The organism is Pseudomonas sp. GW822-FHT03F04, from assembly GCF_058801405.1.
This window is the reverse complement of record NZ_JBXANF010000004.1, coordinates 255,386-271,157: the sequence shown is the minus strand read 5'-3', so window position 1 is coordinate 271,157 and position 15,772 is coordinate 255,386. Positions and strand designations below refer to the sequence as shown.

The 15,772-nt window shown below is 62.5% G+C and carries 13 protein-coding genes; 3 read left to right on the top strand and 10 right to left on the bottom strand.

From position 1 onward, the window contains the following. The first annotated feature begins 95 nt into the window (after window positions 1-95). Window positions 96-2,654, top strand: a complete 2,559-nt coding sequence (locus AC1RMX_RS10880; protein WP_096819453.1) for a TonB-dependent receptor — start codon at window positions 96-98, stop codon at window positions 2,652-2,654. Window positions 2,655-2,702: 48 nt separating this feature from the next. On the opposite strand, the gene AC1RMX_RS10875 is transcribed toward AC1RMX_RS10880, so the two are convergent. Further along, complete coding sequence (locus AC1RMX_RS10875; RefSeq protein WP_096819454.1) at window positions 2,703-3,284, bottom strand: DJ-1/PfpI family protein; 582 nt, start codon at window positions 3,282-3,284, stop codon at window positions 2,703-2,705. Window positions 3,285-3,453: 169 nt separating this feature from the next. Between AC1RMX_RS10875 and AC1RMX_RS10870 the strand changes: the two genes are divergently transcribed. After that, window positions 3,454-4,368 carry a DMT family transporter gene (locus tag AC1RMX_RS10870; RefSeq protein WP_493071819.1) on the top strand — a complete coding sequence of 305 codons (915 nt, stop codon included), beginning with the start codon at window positions 3,454-3,456 and terminating at the stop codon, window positions 4,366-4,368. Here AC1RMX_RS10870 and AC1RMX_RS10865 read toward each other — a convergent pair. The 4 genes from AC1RMX_RS10865 to AC1RMX_RS10850 all read right to left on the bottom strand — a co-directional run bounded on the left by AC1RMX_RS10865 (window position 4,358) and on the right by AC1RMX_RS10850 (window position 7,695). Then, the gene (locus AC1RMX_RS10865) at window positions 4,358-5,584 is read right to left on the bottom strand and encodes a class I SAM-dependent methyltransferase (protein WP_493071817.1); all 1,227 of its coding nucleotides are present in this window, start codon (window positions 5,582-5,584) and stop codon (window positions 4,358-4,360) included. The two genes, AC1RMX_RS10870 and AC1RMX_RS10865, sit on opposite strands and share 11 nt — an antisense overlap. Before the next feature lie 90 nt (window positions 5,585-5,674). After that, entirely contained in the window at window positions 5,675-6,292 is a 618-nt protein-coding gene (locus AC1RMX_RS10860) for a TPM domain-containing protein (RefSeq protein ID WP_096819457.1), read from the bottom strand. 28 nt (window positions 6,293-6,320) lie between these two features. Continuing rightward, window positions 6,321-7,073, bottom strand: a complete 753-nt coding sequence (locus AC1RMX_RS10855; RefSeq protein WP_493071815.1) for a TPM domain-containing protein — start codon at window positions 7,071-7,073, stop codon at window positions 6,321-6,323. A gap of 13 nt (window positions 7,074-7,086) precedes the next feature. Beyond that, window positions 7,087-7,695, bottom strand: a complete 609-nt coding sequence (locus tag AC1RMX_RS10850) for a LemA family protein (protein ID WP_096819459.1) — start codon at window positions 7,693-7,695, stop codon at window positions 7,087-7,089. A gap of 260 nt (window positions 7,696-7,955) precedes the next feature. Between AC1RMX_RS10850 and bglX the strand changes: the two genes are divergently transcribed. Then, a complete protein-coding gene (gene bglX, locus AC1RMX_RS10845) occupies window positions 7,956-10,247 on the top strand; it encodes a beta-glucosidase BglX (RefSeq protein WP_493071813.1) in 2,292 nt (763 codons plus the stop codon). Between the two features lie 69 nt (window positions 10,248-10,316). Here bglX and AC1RMX_RS10840 read toward each other — a convergent pair whose 3' ends face one another. The 5 genes from AC1RMX_RS10840 to AC1RMX_RS10820 form a co-directional block, all read right to left on the bottom strand. Further along, window positions 10,317-11,474: a phospholipase D-like domain-containing protein gene (locus AC1RMX_RS10840; protein WP_096819461.1), complete on the bottom strand. Its 1,158-nt coding sequence runs from the start codon at window positions 11,472-11,474 to the stop codon at window positions 10,317-10,319. A 1-nt stretch (window position 11,475) separates the two neighbouring features. Further along, on the bottom strand, window positions 11,476-12,066 hold the full coding sequence (locus AC1RMX_RS10835; protein WP_493071810.1) for a YceI family protein: 591 nt from the start codon (window positions 12,064-12,066) through the stop codon (window positions 11,476-11,478). Between the two features lie 81 nt (window positions 12,067-12,147). Further along, window positions 12,148-12,918, bottom strand: a complete 771-nt coding sequence (locus AC1RMX_RS10830) for an IclR family transcriptional regulator (protein WP_192559984.1) — start codon at window positions 12,916-12,918, stop codon at window positions 12,148-12,150. 59 nt (window positions 12,919-12,977) lie between these two features. Continuing rightward, the gene (locus AC1RMX_RS10825; RefSeq protein ID WP_493071808.1) at window positions 12,978-14,435 is read right to left on the bottom strand and encodes an amidase; all 1,458 of its coding nucleotides are present in this window, start codon (window positions 14,433-14,435) and stop codon (window positions 12,978-12,980) included. Further along, entirely contained in the window at window positions 14,432-15,742 is a 1,311-nt protein-coding gene (locus AC1RMX_RS10820; RefSeq protein ID WP_096819465.1) for a citrate-proton symporter, read from the bottom strand. The genes AC1RMX_RS10825 and AC1RMX_RS10820 overlap by 4 nt, the downstream gene beginning before the upstream one ends. Window positions 15,743-15,772 lie beyond the last annotated feature (30 nt).

The following is a 15,772-nucleotide window of genomic DNA, read 5'->3' as shown; positions in this document are numbered from 1 at the left end:
TTCGCATGTGAGGTTTTTTTTACCTGCCGCGTCTTCCTCCGGTCTGCGCTTCGTACGCAGGCCTTTCTGGCCTTTTCGCCGCCCTGGGGGATTCCATGTTTCGCGTGTTTTCGCCGTACCCGCTCACTTGCCTTCGACCGACCCTGCTCGCCACTTGCCTGGCGTTCAGCGTACAAGCCCATGCCGCTGACCTGAGCCTGCATTTGCCGGCGCAACCCTTGGCAACGTCGCTGAGTCAGGTCGCCCAACAGGCGAAGATCCAGTTGCTGTTCGATGAGGCGCAACTGCGCAACCTCAAGGCCCCGGCCCTCGACGGTGAATACAGCGCGGAAGCGGCGATTCGCACGTTGCTCGACAACAGCCAGTTCGGTCTGATCAAGGTCAACCAGACCTACGTCGTGCGCCCGGAAGAGCCGGTCACCAGCAGCGGTGACGGCATCCAGCTCGACGCCCTGAGCGTGATCGGCAGCGGTACCGAAGTCGACTCCAGCACCGTCGGCCGCTCGACCCTGACCCAGGCCGACATCGACCGCCACCAGCCAAACAACATTCCCAGCCTGCTGGCGACCCTGCCTGGCGTGAGCATGGGCGGTTCGATGAAACCGGGCGGCCAGACCATCAACATCTGGGGCCTGGGCGATGCCGAGGACGTGCCGTTGACCGTCGACGGCGCCACCAAAAGCGGTTTCGAGCGCTACCAGCAAGGCACGATTTTCATCGAACCGGAGCTGATCAAACGCATTGAAGTGGAAAAAGGCCCGCACTCGATGCTCACCGGCAACGGCGGTTTCGGTGGCACCGTGCACATGGAAACCAAAGACGCCCCGGACCTGTTGCAGGAAGGTCGCAACAGCGGTGCGATGGTCAAGTACGGTTACGCCAGCAACGACCATCAGCAAACCTACACCGGTGCCGTGTTCGGTCGCACCGACGACGGTCGCGCCGATGCGCTGGTGTACCTGACCAAGCGCGATGGCGGCGACATGAAGCTGGCCGGCACCCCGCCCGATCCGGACAATCAGTACCCGATCAACCCTCGGCGCCTGCCCAACAGCGCGCTGGATCTGGACGGCCAACTGCTCAAGTTCAACCTGCACCTGAACGACGAACACAGCGTCGGCCTGTCGTACTCGCGTTCGCAAAGCGAGCGCTGGGCGCCGTTTTCGTCGGCCAGTTATCCGACCCCGCCGACCCGCGCCAACATCAAGCAATACGGCTACGAAAACGCCCTCAAGCGTTTCCTCGCCAACCGCGAGACCACCGACACCACATGGTCAGCCAAGTATCAGTACCAGCCGCTGGACAATCGCCTGATCGATTTCAAGCTGAGCTATTCCGAATCCAACACCGATCAGACCGACGAGCGTGATGCCACGGCGTTCTTCCAGACGTCCACCGGCGGACGCAAGATGGACACCGCCTACAAGGACCGCATCGTCGAGGCGAGCAACATCAGCCTGTTCGAAACCGGCGTGCTGTCTCACGCGGTCACCGGCGGTGTGCAAATCCGCAAGCACAGCCGCGACACCGAAATGTGGATGCCGGGCAAGACCTACGAAGTGCCGAAGTACAACTACGGCTACTTCCAGCCGAGTTTCATGCCCCAGGGCAAGGTCGACACCAACAGCGTTTATCTGCAAGACGCGATCACACTGGGCGATTTCACCCTGACCCCGTCCGTGCGCTACGACCATGTGCGCAATCGCGGCGAAGCCAACGACGCGCCTTACTACGACAACCCGGACCCGAGCTTCGGCCACGACTACAGCGACCGCACTTACACCGGCTGGTCGCCGCGCCTGTCGGCGTTCTGGCGGATGACCCCGGACGTCGGCTTCTTCGTCGACTACAGCAAGACCTGGCGCGCGCCGGTCATCGACGAGCAGTACGAAGTGCAGGGCCTGGGCAGCCGCACCGCCACCAGCGTCGACCTCGACCCGGAACGCATCACCGGTTGGCGTGCCGGTAATATCAGCCACTTCGCCAACGTGTTCACCGACCACGACAACGTGCAGGTCCGCACCACGCTGTTCCGCAACAAGATCGACGACGAGATCTTCAAGGCCACCGGCATCGGCTGCGAGAACCAGGCCATCAAGGGCGGCAGCATCGCCTCGGACTGCAAGGGTTCCGGCCCCATGGGCAACTACCGCAACATCGGCGGGCTGACCATCAAGGGCTTTGAAGTCGAAAGCTTCTATGACTCGACGTACCTGTTCGGTTCGCTGTCCTACTCGTGGATGACCGGCAAGCACGAAGGTGCCTACACCAATCCATGGGGACCGGACGTCTGGGTGCGGGACGTTCCACCGAGCAAATGGATTGCCGTGCTCGGCGTGAAGATTCCTAGCTGGGATGCCCAGGTTGGCTGGCAAGGAGAGTTCGTGCGCCAGACCGATCGCCTGCCGAGCGACAAGTACGGTTCGAGCAAAAACACCCTGGGTGACGTGTTCTACGACCAGTACGCCAACGACCGCTACAACGTGCAGGGTCTGTTCGCCAAGTGGAAACCGCAGCAGCCGTACCTCAAGGGCACCGAGGTCAACCTCACCGTCGACAACCTGTTCAACGAGGATTACCGCCCGGCGCTGAGCGGTGATCGGGCTTACAGTCAGGGACGCAATGCCAAGGTCAGCGTGACGCGGTTCTTCTGATCCGTCCGGGCTTGCCCATCGCGAACACGCTCGCGATGGGCCTCTCGTTCACAGGGTGATTTTGGTTCCGAGCAACCCGAGGAAACCGGCCAGCCAGTTCGGATGCGCCGGCCAGGCCGGGGCGGTAGCCAGATTGCCCTGGACGTGGCCCTCGGTCACCGGAATATCGATGTAGGTGCCACCGGCCAGCCGCACTTCCGGGGCACAGGCCGGATAGGCGCTGCACTCGCGGCCTTCGAGAATCCCCGCCGCCGCCAGCAGTTGCGCGCCATGGCAGACAGCAGCAATCGGCTTGCCGGCCTTGTCGAAGGCTCGCACCAGTTCCAGGACTTTTTCGTTCAGCCGCAGGTATTCCGGCGCACGACCACCGGGCACCAGCAACGCGTCGTAGTCTTTGGCATCGACCTTGGCGAAATCGAAGTTCAGGGCAAACTGGTGACCGGGTTTCTCGCTGTAGGTCTGGTCCCCTTCAAAGTCATGGATCGCGGTGCGCACAGTCTTACCGGCGGCCTTGTCCGGGCACACGGCGTGCACGGTGTGACCGACCATTTGCAGGGCCTGGAACGGCACCATCACTTCGTAGTCTTCGACGTAATCGCCGACCAGCATCAGAATCTTTTTCGCGGCCATGGACAGGACTCCTCTGGTGAATGCACAGGAGTATTCAAAGTAGTCCAAGGTTCGCGATGACGTCCGCAAACTGTATGGATAACTCTGCGCCTGACTGTAACAGCACGATGCGCAAGGTTTGTGGCTAGATGAAGCCACCTCCCTGCCACCTTCTAATCGGGTTGCCCTCATGTCTTCGCGCGAAAACACCGGCATGGCCCTCGGCCTGCTCGGCGTGGTGATTTTCAGCCTCACCCTGCCCTTCACCCGTATCGTGGTGCAGGAACTTCACCCACTGCTCAACGGCCTCGGCCGTGCGTTGTTCGCGGCGATTCCGGCGGCGTTACTGTTGTTGTGGCGACGGGAAAAGTGGCCGACCTGGAAGCAAGTCAAAGGCCTGAGCCTGGTGATCGCCGGGGTGATTCTCGGATTCCCGGTGCTCTCCGCGTGGGCCATGCAGACCTTGCCGGCGTCCCACGGCGCGCTGGTCAACGGTTTGCAGCCACTGTGCGTGGCGCTGTACGCGGCGTGGCTGTCCCATGAGCGTCCGTCGAAAGCCTTCTGGGCCTGCGCTGCGTTGGGCAGCGCGCTGGTGCTGGGTTATGCGTTGTACACCGGTGCCGGCAGCATTCAGGCCGGGGATTTGCTGATGCTCGGCGCGATTGCGGTGGGCGGTCTGGGTTATGCCGAGGGCGGACGCCTGGCCCGGGAAATGGGCGGCTGGCAGGTGATCTGCTGGGCGCTGGTGCTGTCGACGCCGTTGCTGATCGGCCCGGTGCTGTATCTGGCGATCCAGCATCAGGGCGCGGTCTCGACGAAAACCTGGTGGGCCTTCGGTTACGTCGCGCTGTTTTCGCAGTTCCTGGGTTTCTTCGCCTGGTACGCCGGGCTGGCCATGGGCGGCATTGCCCGGGTCAGTCAGATCCAGTTGTTGCAGATCTTCTTCACCATCGCGTTTTCCGCGCTGTTCTTCGGCGAACACGTGGAGCCGATCACCTGGCTGTTCGCCTGCGGGGTGATCGCGACAGTGATGCTCGGGCGCAAGACCGCAGTGCGCCCGGCTCAACCGGGCACGTTACCGGCCGGAGTTCAGCTCAAGCCTTGAGCGGCAGCAGGCCATCGGCGAGCAGCAGGGTTTCCAGGCAGTGCTCGCTGATGTGGTAGAACGCTTTGAGCTCCTGAATCTTCACCAGCAACTGGGCCGGGTCCACCGGCTCGGCGCGCTTCACGGCGAGGATCATCTTGTTCTTGTTGGTGTGGTCCAGCGAGATGAACTCGAACACCTTGGTCTCGTAACCGCAGGCTTCGAGGAACAGCGCACGCAGACTGTCGGTGACCATTTCCGCCTGCTGGCCCAGGTGCAGGCCGTATTGCAGCATCGGCTTGAGCAGCGTCGGACTCTGGATCTGCAAGCGGATCTGTTTGTGGCAGCACGGCGAGCACATGATGATCGATGCGCCCGAGCGGATGCCGGTGTGGATCGCATAGTCGGTGGCGATGTCGCAGGCATGCAAAGCGATCATCACTTCCAGCTCGCTCGGCGCCACGCTGCGCACATCGCCGCACTTGAACACCAGCCCTGGGTGTTCCAGCTTCGCGGCGGCGGTGTTGCACAGATTGACCATCTCTTCACGCAGCTCGACGCCGGTGACTTCGCCTTCGGCCTTCAGGGTGTTGCGCAGATAGTCATGGATGGCGAACGTCAGATAGCCCTTGCCCGAACCGAAATCCGCCACCCGCACCGGTTTGTCCAGAGCCAGCGGCGAGGATGTCAGGGCGTGGCTGAAAACTTCGATGAACTTGTTGATCTGCTTCCACTTGCGCGACATCGCCGGGATCAACTCGTGTTGCGCGTTGGTCACGCCCAGATCCTTGAGGAACGGTCGGTTCAGATCGAGGAAGCGGTTTTTCTCGCGGTTATGCTCGGCGGACGGCACTTCACGCAATTGCTGGGGTTTGCTCATGAACAGCGAACTCTTGCCCTTTTTGCTGTATTCGAGCTGGGCTTCGTCGGTCAGCGTGAGCAAATGCGCATTTTTGAACGCCGCCGGCAGCAGCTCGGCGATCGTCGTTACAGCTTCGTCCAACGGCAGGTTCTTGGTGATGTCGCGGGTCTTGTAGCGATAAACGAACGACAGGCATGGCTGCGCCTTGACCGTCACCGGTTTGATGATGATCCGCTGCAGGTCCGCTTCTTCGCCGACGTACTTGGCCAGCACCAGTTTGATGAAGCCGTTCTGTTCGAGGCTGGCTTGCAGCAGCTCGATGAACTGGGCGTGGTGATCGGGCGCCGGTTTGGCAGATGGGACGGTAACGGACATGAGAAAAAGCGGCCTCGGACGGGCAAATCGGGAATGGCCGCTAGTTTAGGGGGGATGGCGTTCGAGGGCACGGCTAATTTCCCGAACGGCTTATCCCAGCACCACCAGACGATTGGGCAACTCATTGCGCACCTGCGTCACCGGCACATGCACCTTGAGCAACTCGCCGCACGCGTCAATGCAGGTGACAAATCCCTGCAACGTCTGGCCCTGCCGCACCTGCTCGGTAAACGCCGCGACAATCGAATCCCAGCTCTTGTTATCCAGTTTTCTGGAAATCCCTTCATCCACCAGAATCTCCACGTACCGCTCGGCCTCGCAGACAAAAATCAGCATGCCGGTGCTGCCTACCGTGTGATGCAGGTTCTGTTCGAGAAACTGCCGACGCGCCAGGTTCGAGGCGCGCCAGTGGCGGACGTGGCGCGGAATCAGATGGGTGGTGACCTTGGGCAGACGAAACACCAGGCACAGCACGACAAAACTGACCCACTGCACCAGCAGCAGACTGTGCATCGTCAGCCAGCCGGTCAGGTAATGCACGATGCCCGGCACCACCAGCGCCAGCAGGCTGGCCCACAGCAGCGGGATGTACGCGTAGTCGTCGGCGCGTGCCGCGAGCACCGTCACCAGTTCGGCGTCGGTGTCGCGTTCGACCCGGGCGATGGCCTCGGCGACCTTGCGTTGTTCGTGTTCAGTCAGTAATGCCATGTCGTGAAGTGCCTGCTCATTATTGTTATCACCAGCCGCCGGAAGACCCGCCCCCGCCGAAACTGCCACCGCCGCCGCTGAAGCCCCCGCCTCCACCGCCGCCGCCAAAACCACCGCCACCAAAGCCGCCCCCTCCTCCGGAGCCGCCCCGGCCGGCGGGAAGGATACCGAGCATCTGGCAGATAAAAACAGTCAGGATGAACAACATCACCAGAAATACGAACAACGCCGGGTGCCGCGAGACGAAATCGTCCGACGGATCGCCGGCCGATTCATACACCGTGGAAGGTTCGTCCAGTGGATTGCCGCCCAGCACCACCAGCATCGCCGCCACACCGTCGCTGATGCCCTTGCTGAAATTGCCGGCCTTGAACGACGGCGTGATCACCTGATGAATGATCACCGAACTCTGGGCATCGGTCAGGCGATCCTCCAGCCCGTAGCCGACTTCGATGCGCAATTTGCGCTCGTCCCGGGCGACGATCAACAGTGCGCCGTTGTTCTTGTCCTTCTGGCCGATGCCCCAGTGCCGGCCGAGCTCGACGCCGTAGTCCTCGATAGTGGAGCCTTGCAGATTCGGCAAGGTCACGACCACCAACTGCTCGCCGGTCGCCTGTTCGTGGGCCTGCAACTGCTGGTTCAGCTGCGCGCGCACCGACGGCTCGATCATCTGCGCGTCGTCCACCACCCGCCCGGTCAGCGCCGGAAAGGTCAACTCGGCCCGGGCGCTGACGGCGAACAGCCACAGCATCAGCACCAGGCCCATCTTCAACACACGCATGGGCATCCCCGGCTCAGAACTTCACTTCCGGGGCCTTGTCCGCGCCGGGGCTGGTGGCTTCGAAGGTCTCGCGGATCGGCAGGTCGCTGTACATCACGCTGTGCCACAGGCGACCGGGAAAGGTGCGGATCTCGGTGTTGTATTTCTGCACCGCCAGAATGAAGTCGCGGCGGGCCACGGCGATGCGGTTTTCCGTGCCCTCAAGTTGCGATTGCAGGGCGAGGAAGTTCTGGTTGGCCTTCAGGTCCGGATAACGTTCGGACACCACCATCAATCGGCTCAAGGCACCGGTCAGTTGATCCTGGGCCTGCTGGAACTGCTTGAGCTTTTCCGGGTTGTCGAGGGTGCTGGCATCGACCTGGATCGACGTCGCCTTGGCCCGGGCCTCGACCACCGCCGTCAGGGTTTCCTCCTCGTGCTTGGCATAACCCTTCACGGTTTCCACCAGGTTGGGGATCAGGTCGGCGCGGCGCTGATACTGGTTCTGCACCTGGCCCCAGGCCGCCTTGGCCTGTTCGTCGAGGGTGGGAATGTTGTTGATGCCGCAGGCGGTCAACAGCGTGGCCAGCACCAGCAAGGTGGCGACCTGCAAACGCGAGCGGTAGACAGGACTGACATTCATCGGACGGGTGCTCCCTTGCACATTTCATGAATAATGACTCGCGAAACATTCTCAGCCGGCGGTTGGGGCATAATCGCCCGCGCCACTGGATTGCGGCGGGCCGATGGGCTAAAAAGAGGCCCTGCGCGATCACGTCGTCGAAACTGACGATGTACATTCGGCTGTCGTTTTCTGAATCAGCACCCGAACAACAATAGTCGCTCCCTAAATTTTGGCTGGCCGGCATTGCAACGCCGTTTAGGCCCTTGAGAAAACTATTCATGAAGAAGCTGTGTTTGCTGGGCCTGTTCGTCAGCCTGGCCAGTCATCAAGTACTGGCCGCCACGACCCCGGTACCCCTGGAAAACAAGGATGCGTTCATCAGTAACCTGATGAAACAAATGACCCTCGACGAGAAGATCGGCCAGTTGCGCCTGATCAGCATCGGCCCGGAGATGCCGCGCGAACTGATCCGCAAAGAGATCGCCGCCGGCAACATCGGTGGCACCTTCAACTCGATCACCCGCCCGGAAAACCGTCCGATGCAGGACGCTGCCATGCGCAGCCGCCTGAAGATCCCGATGTTTTTCGCGTACGACGTGATCCACGGCCACCGTACGATTTTCCCGATTCCATTGGCCCTCGCATCGAGCTGGGACATGGACGCCATCGGCCAGTCCGGGCGCGTTGCCGCCAAAGAGGCCGCAGCCGACAGCCTCGACATCACCTTCGCGCCGATGGTCGATATTTCCCGCGACCCGCGCTGGGGCCGCAGCTCCGAAGGTTTCGGTGAAGACACCTACCTGACCTCGCGCATCGCCAAAGTCATGGTCAAGGCCTATCAGGGCGAAACCCCGAGCGCGGCCGACAGCATCATGGCCAGCGTCAAGCACTTCGCCCTGTACGGCGCGGTCGAGGGTGGTCGCGACTACAACACCGTCGACATGAGCCCGGTGAAGATGTACCAGGACTATCTGCCACCGTACCGCGCTGCGATTGATGCCGGCGCCGGTGGCGTGATGGTCGCGCTGAACTCGATCAACGGTATCCCGGCCACCGCCAACACCTGGCTGATGAACGACCTGTTGCGCAAGGAATGGGGCTTCAAGGGCCTGGCGGTCAGCGACCACGGCGCGATCTTCGAACTGATCAAGCACGGCGTGGCAGCCGACGGTCGTGAAGCGGCGAAGCTGGCGATCAAGGCCGGCATCGACATGAGCATGAACGACACCCTGTACGGCAAAGAACTGCCGGGGCTGCTCAAGTCCGGCGAGATCGAACAGAAAGACATCGACAACGCCGTGCGCGAAGTGCTCGGGGCCAAGTACGATATGGGCCTGTTCAAGGACCCGTACCTGCGCATTGGCAAGGCCGAAGACGATCCGGCCGACACCTACGCCGACAGCCGCCTGCACCGCGCCGACGCTCGTGACGTCGCCCGTCGCAGCCTGGTGCTGCTGAAGAACCAGAACGAAACCCTGCCGCTGAAGAAATCCGCGAAAGTCGCGCTGGTCGGTCCGCTGGCCAAGGCCCCGATCGACATGATGGGTAGCTGGGCCGCTGCTGGCCGTCCGGCGCAATCGGTCACCCTGTTCGACGGCATGAGCAGCGTGATCGGCGACAAGTCGAACCTGATCTACGCCCGTGGCGCCAACATCACCAGCGACAAGAAGGTCCTCGACTACCTGAACTTCCTCAACTTCGATGCGCCGGAAGTGGTCGATGACCCGCGCCCGGCCAACGTGCTGATCGACGAAGCGGTGAAAGCCGCCAAGGACGCTGACGTAATCGTTGCAGCCGTGGGCGAGTCCCGTGGCATGTCCCACGAGTCGTCGAGCCGTACCGACCTGAACATCCCGGAAAACCAGCGTGAGTTGATCCGCGCCCTGAAAGCCACCGGCAAGCCGTTGGTGCTGGTGCTGATGAACGGCCGTCCGCTGACGATCCTTCAGGAAAAGGAACAGGCTGACGCGATTCTGGAAACTTGGTTCAGCGGCACCGAGGGCGGCAACGCCATCGCCGACGTGCTGTTCGGCGACTACAACCCGTCGGGCAAACTGCCGGTGACCTTCCCGCGCTCCGTGGGTCAGATCCCGACCTACTACAACCACCTGAGCATTGGCCGGCCGTTCACGCCGGGCAAACCGGGCAACTACACCTCGCAGTATTTCGATGACACCACCGGGCCCCTGTTCCCGTTCGGTTACGGCCTGAGCTACACCGATTTCAGCCTGAGCGACATGGCGCTGTCGTCGACCACCCTGAACACCACCGGCAAGCTCGACGCCAGTGTCACGGTGAAAAACACCGGCAAGCGTGACGGCGAAACCGTGGTGCAGCTGTACATCCAGGACGTCACCGGTTCGATGATCCGTCCGGTCAAGGAGCTGAAGAACTTCCAGAAGATCATGCTCAAGGCCGGCGAACAGAAAGTCGTGCACTTCACCATCACCGAAGATGACCTGAAGTTCTACAACGCCCAGCTCAAATACGCGGCAGAGCCTGGCAAGTTCAACGTGCAGATCGGCCTGGATTCCCAGGACGTGACGCAGCAGAGCTTTGAATTGCTGTAACTGTTAAAGCTACACATAAAACTGAGGGAGCTGGCTTGCCAGCTCCCTCATTGTTTTTGCGGTGTTGAATCAGCCCCGACGATCGAGCAGATTGACCACCACCCGATCCACCCAGCCCCAGATCCGCTGCTTCACCCGCCGCCACAACGGCCGGCGCTGCCATTCCTCCAGACTCACCTGCTGACTCAGGCCGAAGTCCTTCTCGAAACTCGCCACCACCGCTGCTGTCAGTGACGGATCCAGCGCCTCCAGATTCGCCTCAAGGTTGAAGCGCAAATTCCAATGGTCGAAATTGCATGAGCCGATGCTCACCCAATCGTCCACCAGCACCATTTTCAGGTGCAGGAAACACGGCTGATATTCGAAGATCTTCACCCCGGCCTTGAGCAGGCGCGGGTAATAGCGATGCCCGGCGTAACGCACCGACGGGTGATCGGTACGCGGCCCGGTCAGCAGCAGGCGCACGTCGAGGCCACGGGCGGCGGCCTTGCGCAGGGAGCGGCGGATTTTCCAGGTCGGCAGGAAGTACGGCGTGGCCAGCCAGATGCGCTTCTGGCCGCTGTTCAGTGCGCGGAACAGCGATTGCAGAATGTCGCGATGCTGGCGGGCGTCGGCGTAGGCCACACGGCCCATGCCCTCGCCGGTGTCGGGTACGCGCGGCAATCGCGGCAGGCCGAAATTCGCGTGAGGTTTCCAGGCCCGGCGATGGCGGTTGGCGATCCATTGGCGGTCGAACAGCAATTGCCAGTCGAGCACCAAGGGGCCTGTGATCTGCACCATCACTTCGTGCCATTCGCTGGTGTCGTGGCCCGGCGTCCAGAATTCGTCGGTCACCCCGGTGCCGCCAACCACCGCCAAACGTTGATCGACCAGCAACAGCTTGCGGTGATCGCGATAGAAGTTGCCGACCCAGCGCCGCCAATTCAGGCGATTGTAGAAACGCAGCTCGACACCGGCGAGGGTCAGGCGCTGACGCAAGGTCAGGGTGAAGGCGAGGCTGCCGTAATCATCGAACAGGCAGCGCACCCGCACGCCCCGCTCGGCTGCCAGCACCAGCGCCTGAACCACGGTTTCGGCACAGGCGCCGGCCTCTACCAGATACAGCTCCAGTTCGATCTGCTCCCGGGCGCGGGCGATTTCCTCAAGCATGCGCGGGAAGAATTGCGGGCCGTCGATCAACAGTTCGAAGCGATTGCCGTCACGCCACGGGAACACTGCGCCGCGCATGTCAGCGCGCCGTGAAGATCAGCACCGCACCCACCGGCACCGACAGACTGATGGCCGACAGGCCGGCCATTTTGCGCAAGCTTTCCAGCCCTGGCAGCAGATCGAAATCCTCGGCGCTGATCACCAGCGGCTCTAGCGTCACCACTTGAAAGCGTCGGTCATCAAGCCGAGTGGCGAGCAGTTCAGCGGGGTATTCGTGCTGTTTGCCGTGCAGGTTGACGGTCAGTGGCAGGCGCAACTCAAGTTGCGCGCCGGGGGCCAGATCGTTGATCGGGCGCAGGTCGATTTGCGTGGTGATGGTCGCCTCGGGAAATTGCTCGATCTGGAACAGTTCCTTGCGCATGCGCTCGTCGCGCAGCGGGATGCCGCTGTTGATCGAGTCCAGCTCGACCTCGACTTCGGCGCGGCCATCGGGATCGACCTTGCCGTGCAGCACCAGGAAGCGCTGCACTTCGGACACGTTGGCGTTTTTCGTGCTGACGAACGACAGCCGCGACGACTCGCCGTCCAGATACCAGTTGGCCTGGGCCGGCAGCGCGACGGCGCCCAGCAGCAGGCCGGCGAAGGCGTTGCACAGAGAACGGTTGAACATTGAAGACTCGTGGGGCCGATAAACCTGCACGAACCTTAACTGGCCGTGGCGCTATTGCAAACTGTCAGTCTGTGCAAAGGCTCAGACCAACGCCTGCTGCACCTGGCCAATAGTCGCCGCGAGGCTGTTGAGGTGCAGGCTCAGCACCCGCTCCACCGGCGCCTGATCCATCGGCCAATGCAGCGCCATGCTGCCGACCAGTTGCCCCTGCGCACGAATCGGCAACGCCACCGCGCGAATCAGGAACGGCAGGCGCACCGGGTATTCCCAATAGCCTTCGGTGCGCTGGCCGAAACCCTGATGCAGGGCTTGCTCGGTGGCCTGGAACACACCGTCATCCGCCAGTTGTTCGCGCTCGGCCAGTCGCTGCACGTCCTGGCTGTCGAGCTCTCCCAGACAGGCCCGGCCCATCGCCGAATGAAACAGGCTCGCGTGATGACCGACGATCTGACAGTTGTTCGGATAGCGTTTGCGCAGCACTTGCGGGATCGCGCTTTCCATCACTTCAACCCGTTCTCCGTCGAAGCACGACAGATCCGCCACCAACCCGGTGCGCTCGCTGAGTTCGAGCAGCATCGGCGCGGCGCTTTCCACCAGATGGCGCTTGAAGCGTTGCTGACGATCACCGAACAGCCGCTTGGCGCACAACCGGTAGCGACGGTCGCTGAGGCCGCGATAGATCCAGCCCTGCTCCTGCAAGGTGGCGAGCATCCGCGACACCGTGGCTTTGGGCAGGGTGGTCAGGTAGTGCAACTCTTCGAGTCCCAACGCCTGATGCTCGCCGAGCAACTCGACGATGGCCAGCGCCCGTTCGACCGAGCGCACGCTGCCGGTGTCTGCCTTGCTGCCCATGTGTTCGACCTCCGTGGATGCGGGTGAAAGATCACTTCGTGCAGCAAGATGCGGGCCGCTCAGGCCGATTGCAGGCATGCCGGCGGTCGCCGCTCGACCCAGCGCGTCAGTTGCTCATGAGCATAGGCCAGTTGCAGCACCGCCCGATCCGCCTGGGCCGGGCCGATGATTTGCAGGCCCATCGGCAACCCGGCCGGGTTGAAACCCACCGGCACGCTGATGCTCGGCAACCCCGCCAGTGTCGGGCCGATCACCACTTCCATCCAGCGATGATAGGTGTCCATGGTCTGCCCGCCGACGACTCGCGGCCACGGTTGCTGTGCATCAAAAGGGAACACCTGGGCGGTGGGCAGCAGCAGGAAATCGTAACGCTCGAATAGCTCGCTCACCGCGCGATACCACTCGCTGCGCGCGACCGATGCCTGATAGACCTCGGCAGCGGTCAGACGCAAACCACCCTCGATTTCCCATTGTGCTTCGGGTTTGAGCAGCGCCCGTTTTTGCGGGTCGGCATAGGCCGCGCCGAGGCTGCCCTGCACCAGGAAATGCCGGTGCGTGAGCCAGGTCTGCCACAAGCGCTCCATGGAAAACTCCGGCTGACAGGCTTCGACGTGGCAACCCAATGCACTGAAATCCGCCAGCGCCGATTCGCACAGGCTCAACACGCCATCGTCCATCGGCAGATAGCCGTTGTAATCGCCGAGCCAGCCGAGGCGCAGGCCGCTGCAGTCCTGTTGCAGATCCAGTCCGAAATCCCGAGGTTCATCGGCCAGCGACAGCGGCACGCGCGGATCGTAACCGGCCTGGGTCGAGAGCAATCGCGCGACGTCGGTGACCGTGCGCCCCATCGGCCCTTCGGTGGCCAGTTGCTGGACGAACACTTCCGGCGCTGGCCCATGGGGCACGCGGCCCTGGGACGGGCGGAAGCCGAACACGTTGTTGAACGCCGCCGGGTTGCGCAGCGAGCCCATCATGTCGCTGCCGTCGGCCACCGGCAGCAGACGCAGGGCCAGCGCCACCGCCGCCCCGCCGCTGCTGCCGCCGGCAATCAGGCCCGGATCGTAGGCGTTGGTGGTGGTGCCGAACACGCTGTTGTAGGTCTGCGAACCGAGGCCGAACTCCGGGACGTTGCTCTTGCCGATGATGATCGCCCCGCAATCGCGCACCCGCGCCACGCTGATCGCGTCGTGCTGCGGCACTTGCTCGGCAAACAACGGCGACCCCAGGGTGGTGCGCAACCCGGCGGTGGCCGCCAGGTCCTTGATCGCCTGGGGCATGCCGTGCATCCAGCCCCGGGACTCGCCGTGATCCAGTTGCCGGTCACATTCATCGGCTTCGCGCAACAGCACGTCCTGCGGACGCAGCGAGACCAGCGCGTTGACCGCCGGATTGAAGCGTTCGATGTGCGTCAGGTAGGCCTGCATCACTTCGCGGCACGACACCTTGCGGGCATGGATCGCCCGGGACAGCGCATCGGCATCAAGGGCGACAATCGGATCAATGGCTAACGGACTCACGGTTTCACTCCCAGGTTGAGCGCAACGGGTTTCTTTGCACGCGGGGCCTCCTGCAAACAGTAAGTACCGAGCAGGGTCAGCAGGCAAGCGAACAAGACATAGAACGACGGCGCCACCGGGGTGTTCAGAACTTTGCTTAGCCAGGTGACGATCAGCGGCGCGAAACCACCGAACACCATCACCGCCACGTTGTAGGCCACCGACACGCCAGTGGAGCGCACTTCAATCGGGAACTGCTCGGCCAGCGCTGTCGGGGCCGGGCCGAAGAACCCGCCAATCGCCGTGCACAGCAACAGTTGCATCACCAGCAAGCGTTCGATCGAAGGCGCCGCCGCGACCCACACATAGAGCGGATAGACCATGACGAAAAACGCCAGGGTGAACGCCATCAGCACCGGCCGCCGACCGAGGCGATCGGACAGGGCACCGGACAGCGGAATCACCACGGTCATCAGCCCCACCGCAAGCATCTGCACCAGCAACACCTGATCCAGCGGCAGGCCGAGGTTCTTGTGGGCGAAGGTCGGCATGTTCACCAGCACCACGTAAAACGACACCGTCGCCCCGCACGCCAGGCCCATCGACACCAGCAGGCTGCGGCGATGTTCGCGCAACACCTGCCACAGGCCGGGGGCTGCGCCTTTGGCCTTCTTGCGCGCTTCAAGAAACTCTTCCGGCTCTTCCATGTGCTTGCGAATCCACAAGCCCACCGGGCCGATCAGCAGACCGAGCACGAACGGAATCCGCCAGCCCCAACTGTCCAGCGCTTCGGGGGAAAACAGGTGCGTGACCAGCGCCACCATCGCCGCACCACTGAACACCGCCAGGCATTGCCCGACCAGTTGCCACGAGCCATACAAACCCTTGCGATGGGCCGGCGCGCTCTCCACCAGAAACGCCGTGGCGCTGGCGTATTCACCGCCCGTGGCAAAGCCCTGAAGCATCCGCGCCACCACAATCAGCAACGGCGCACCCATGCCGATGGCGGCGTAATTCGGCGCGAACGCGATCAGGGCGATGGACACGGTCATCAGGCGGATGATCATCTGCATCGCAGCCTTGCGCCCTTTGCGGTCGGAATAGATGCCCAGCAGGATGCCGCCCACCGGGCGCATGAAAAAGCCGACGCCGAAAGTCGCCAGCGCCATCAGCAGCGAGGCGTAGTCGTCGTCGGACGGGAAAAACTGCCGGGCGATGATGCTCGCCAGAAAGCCGTAAACGATGAAGTCGTACCATTCCAGGGCGTTGCCGATGACGGCGGCGACCACTTGCCGGGTGCGCGAAACGCCTGCGTTCGAAATCTGCATGGGGATTCTCCAGAAGCTGTGGGTTGACCA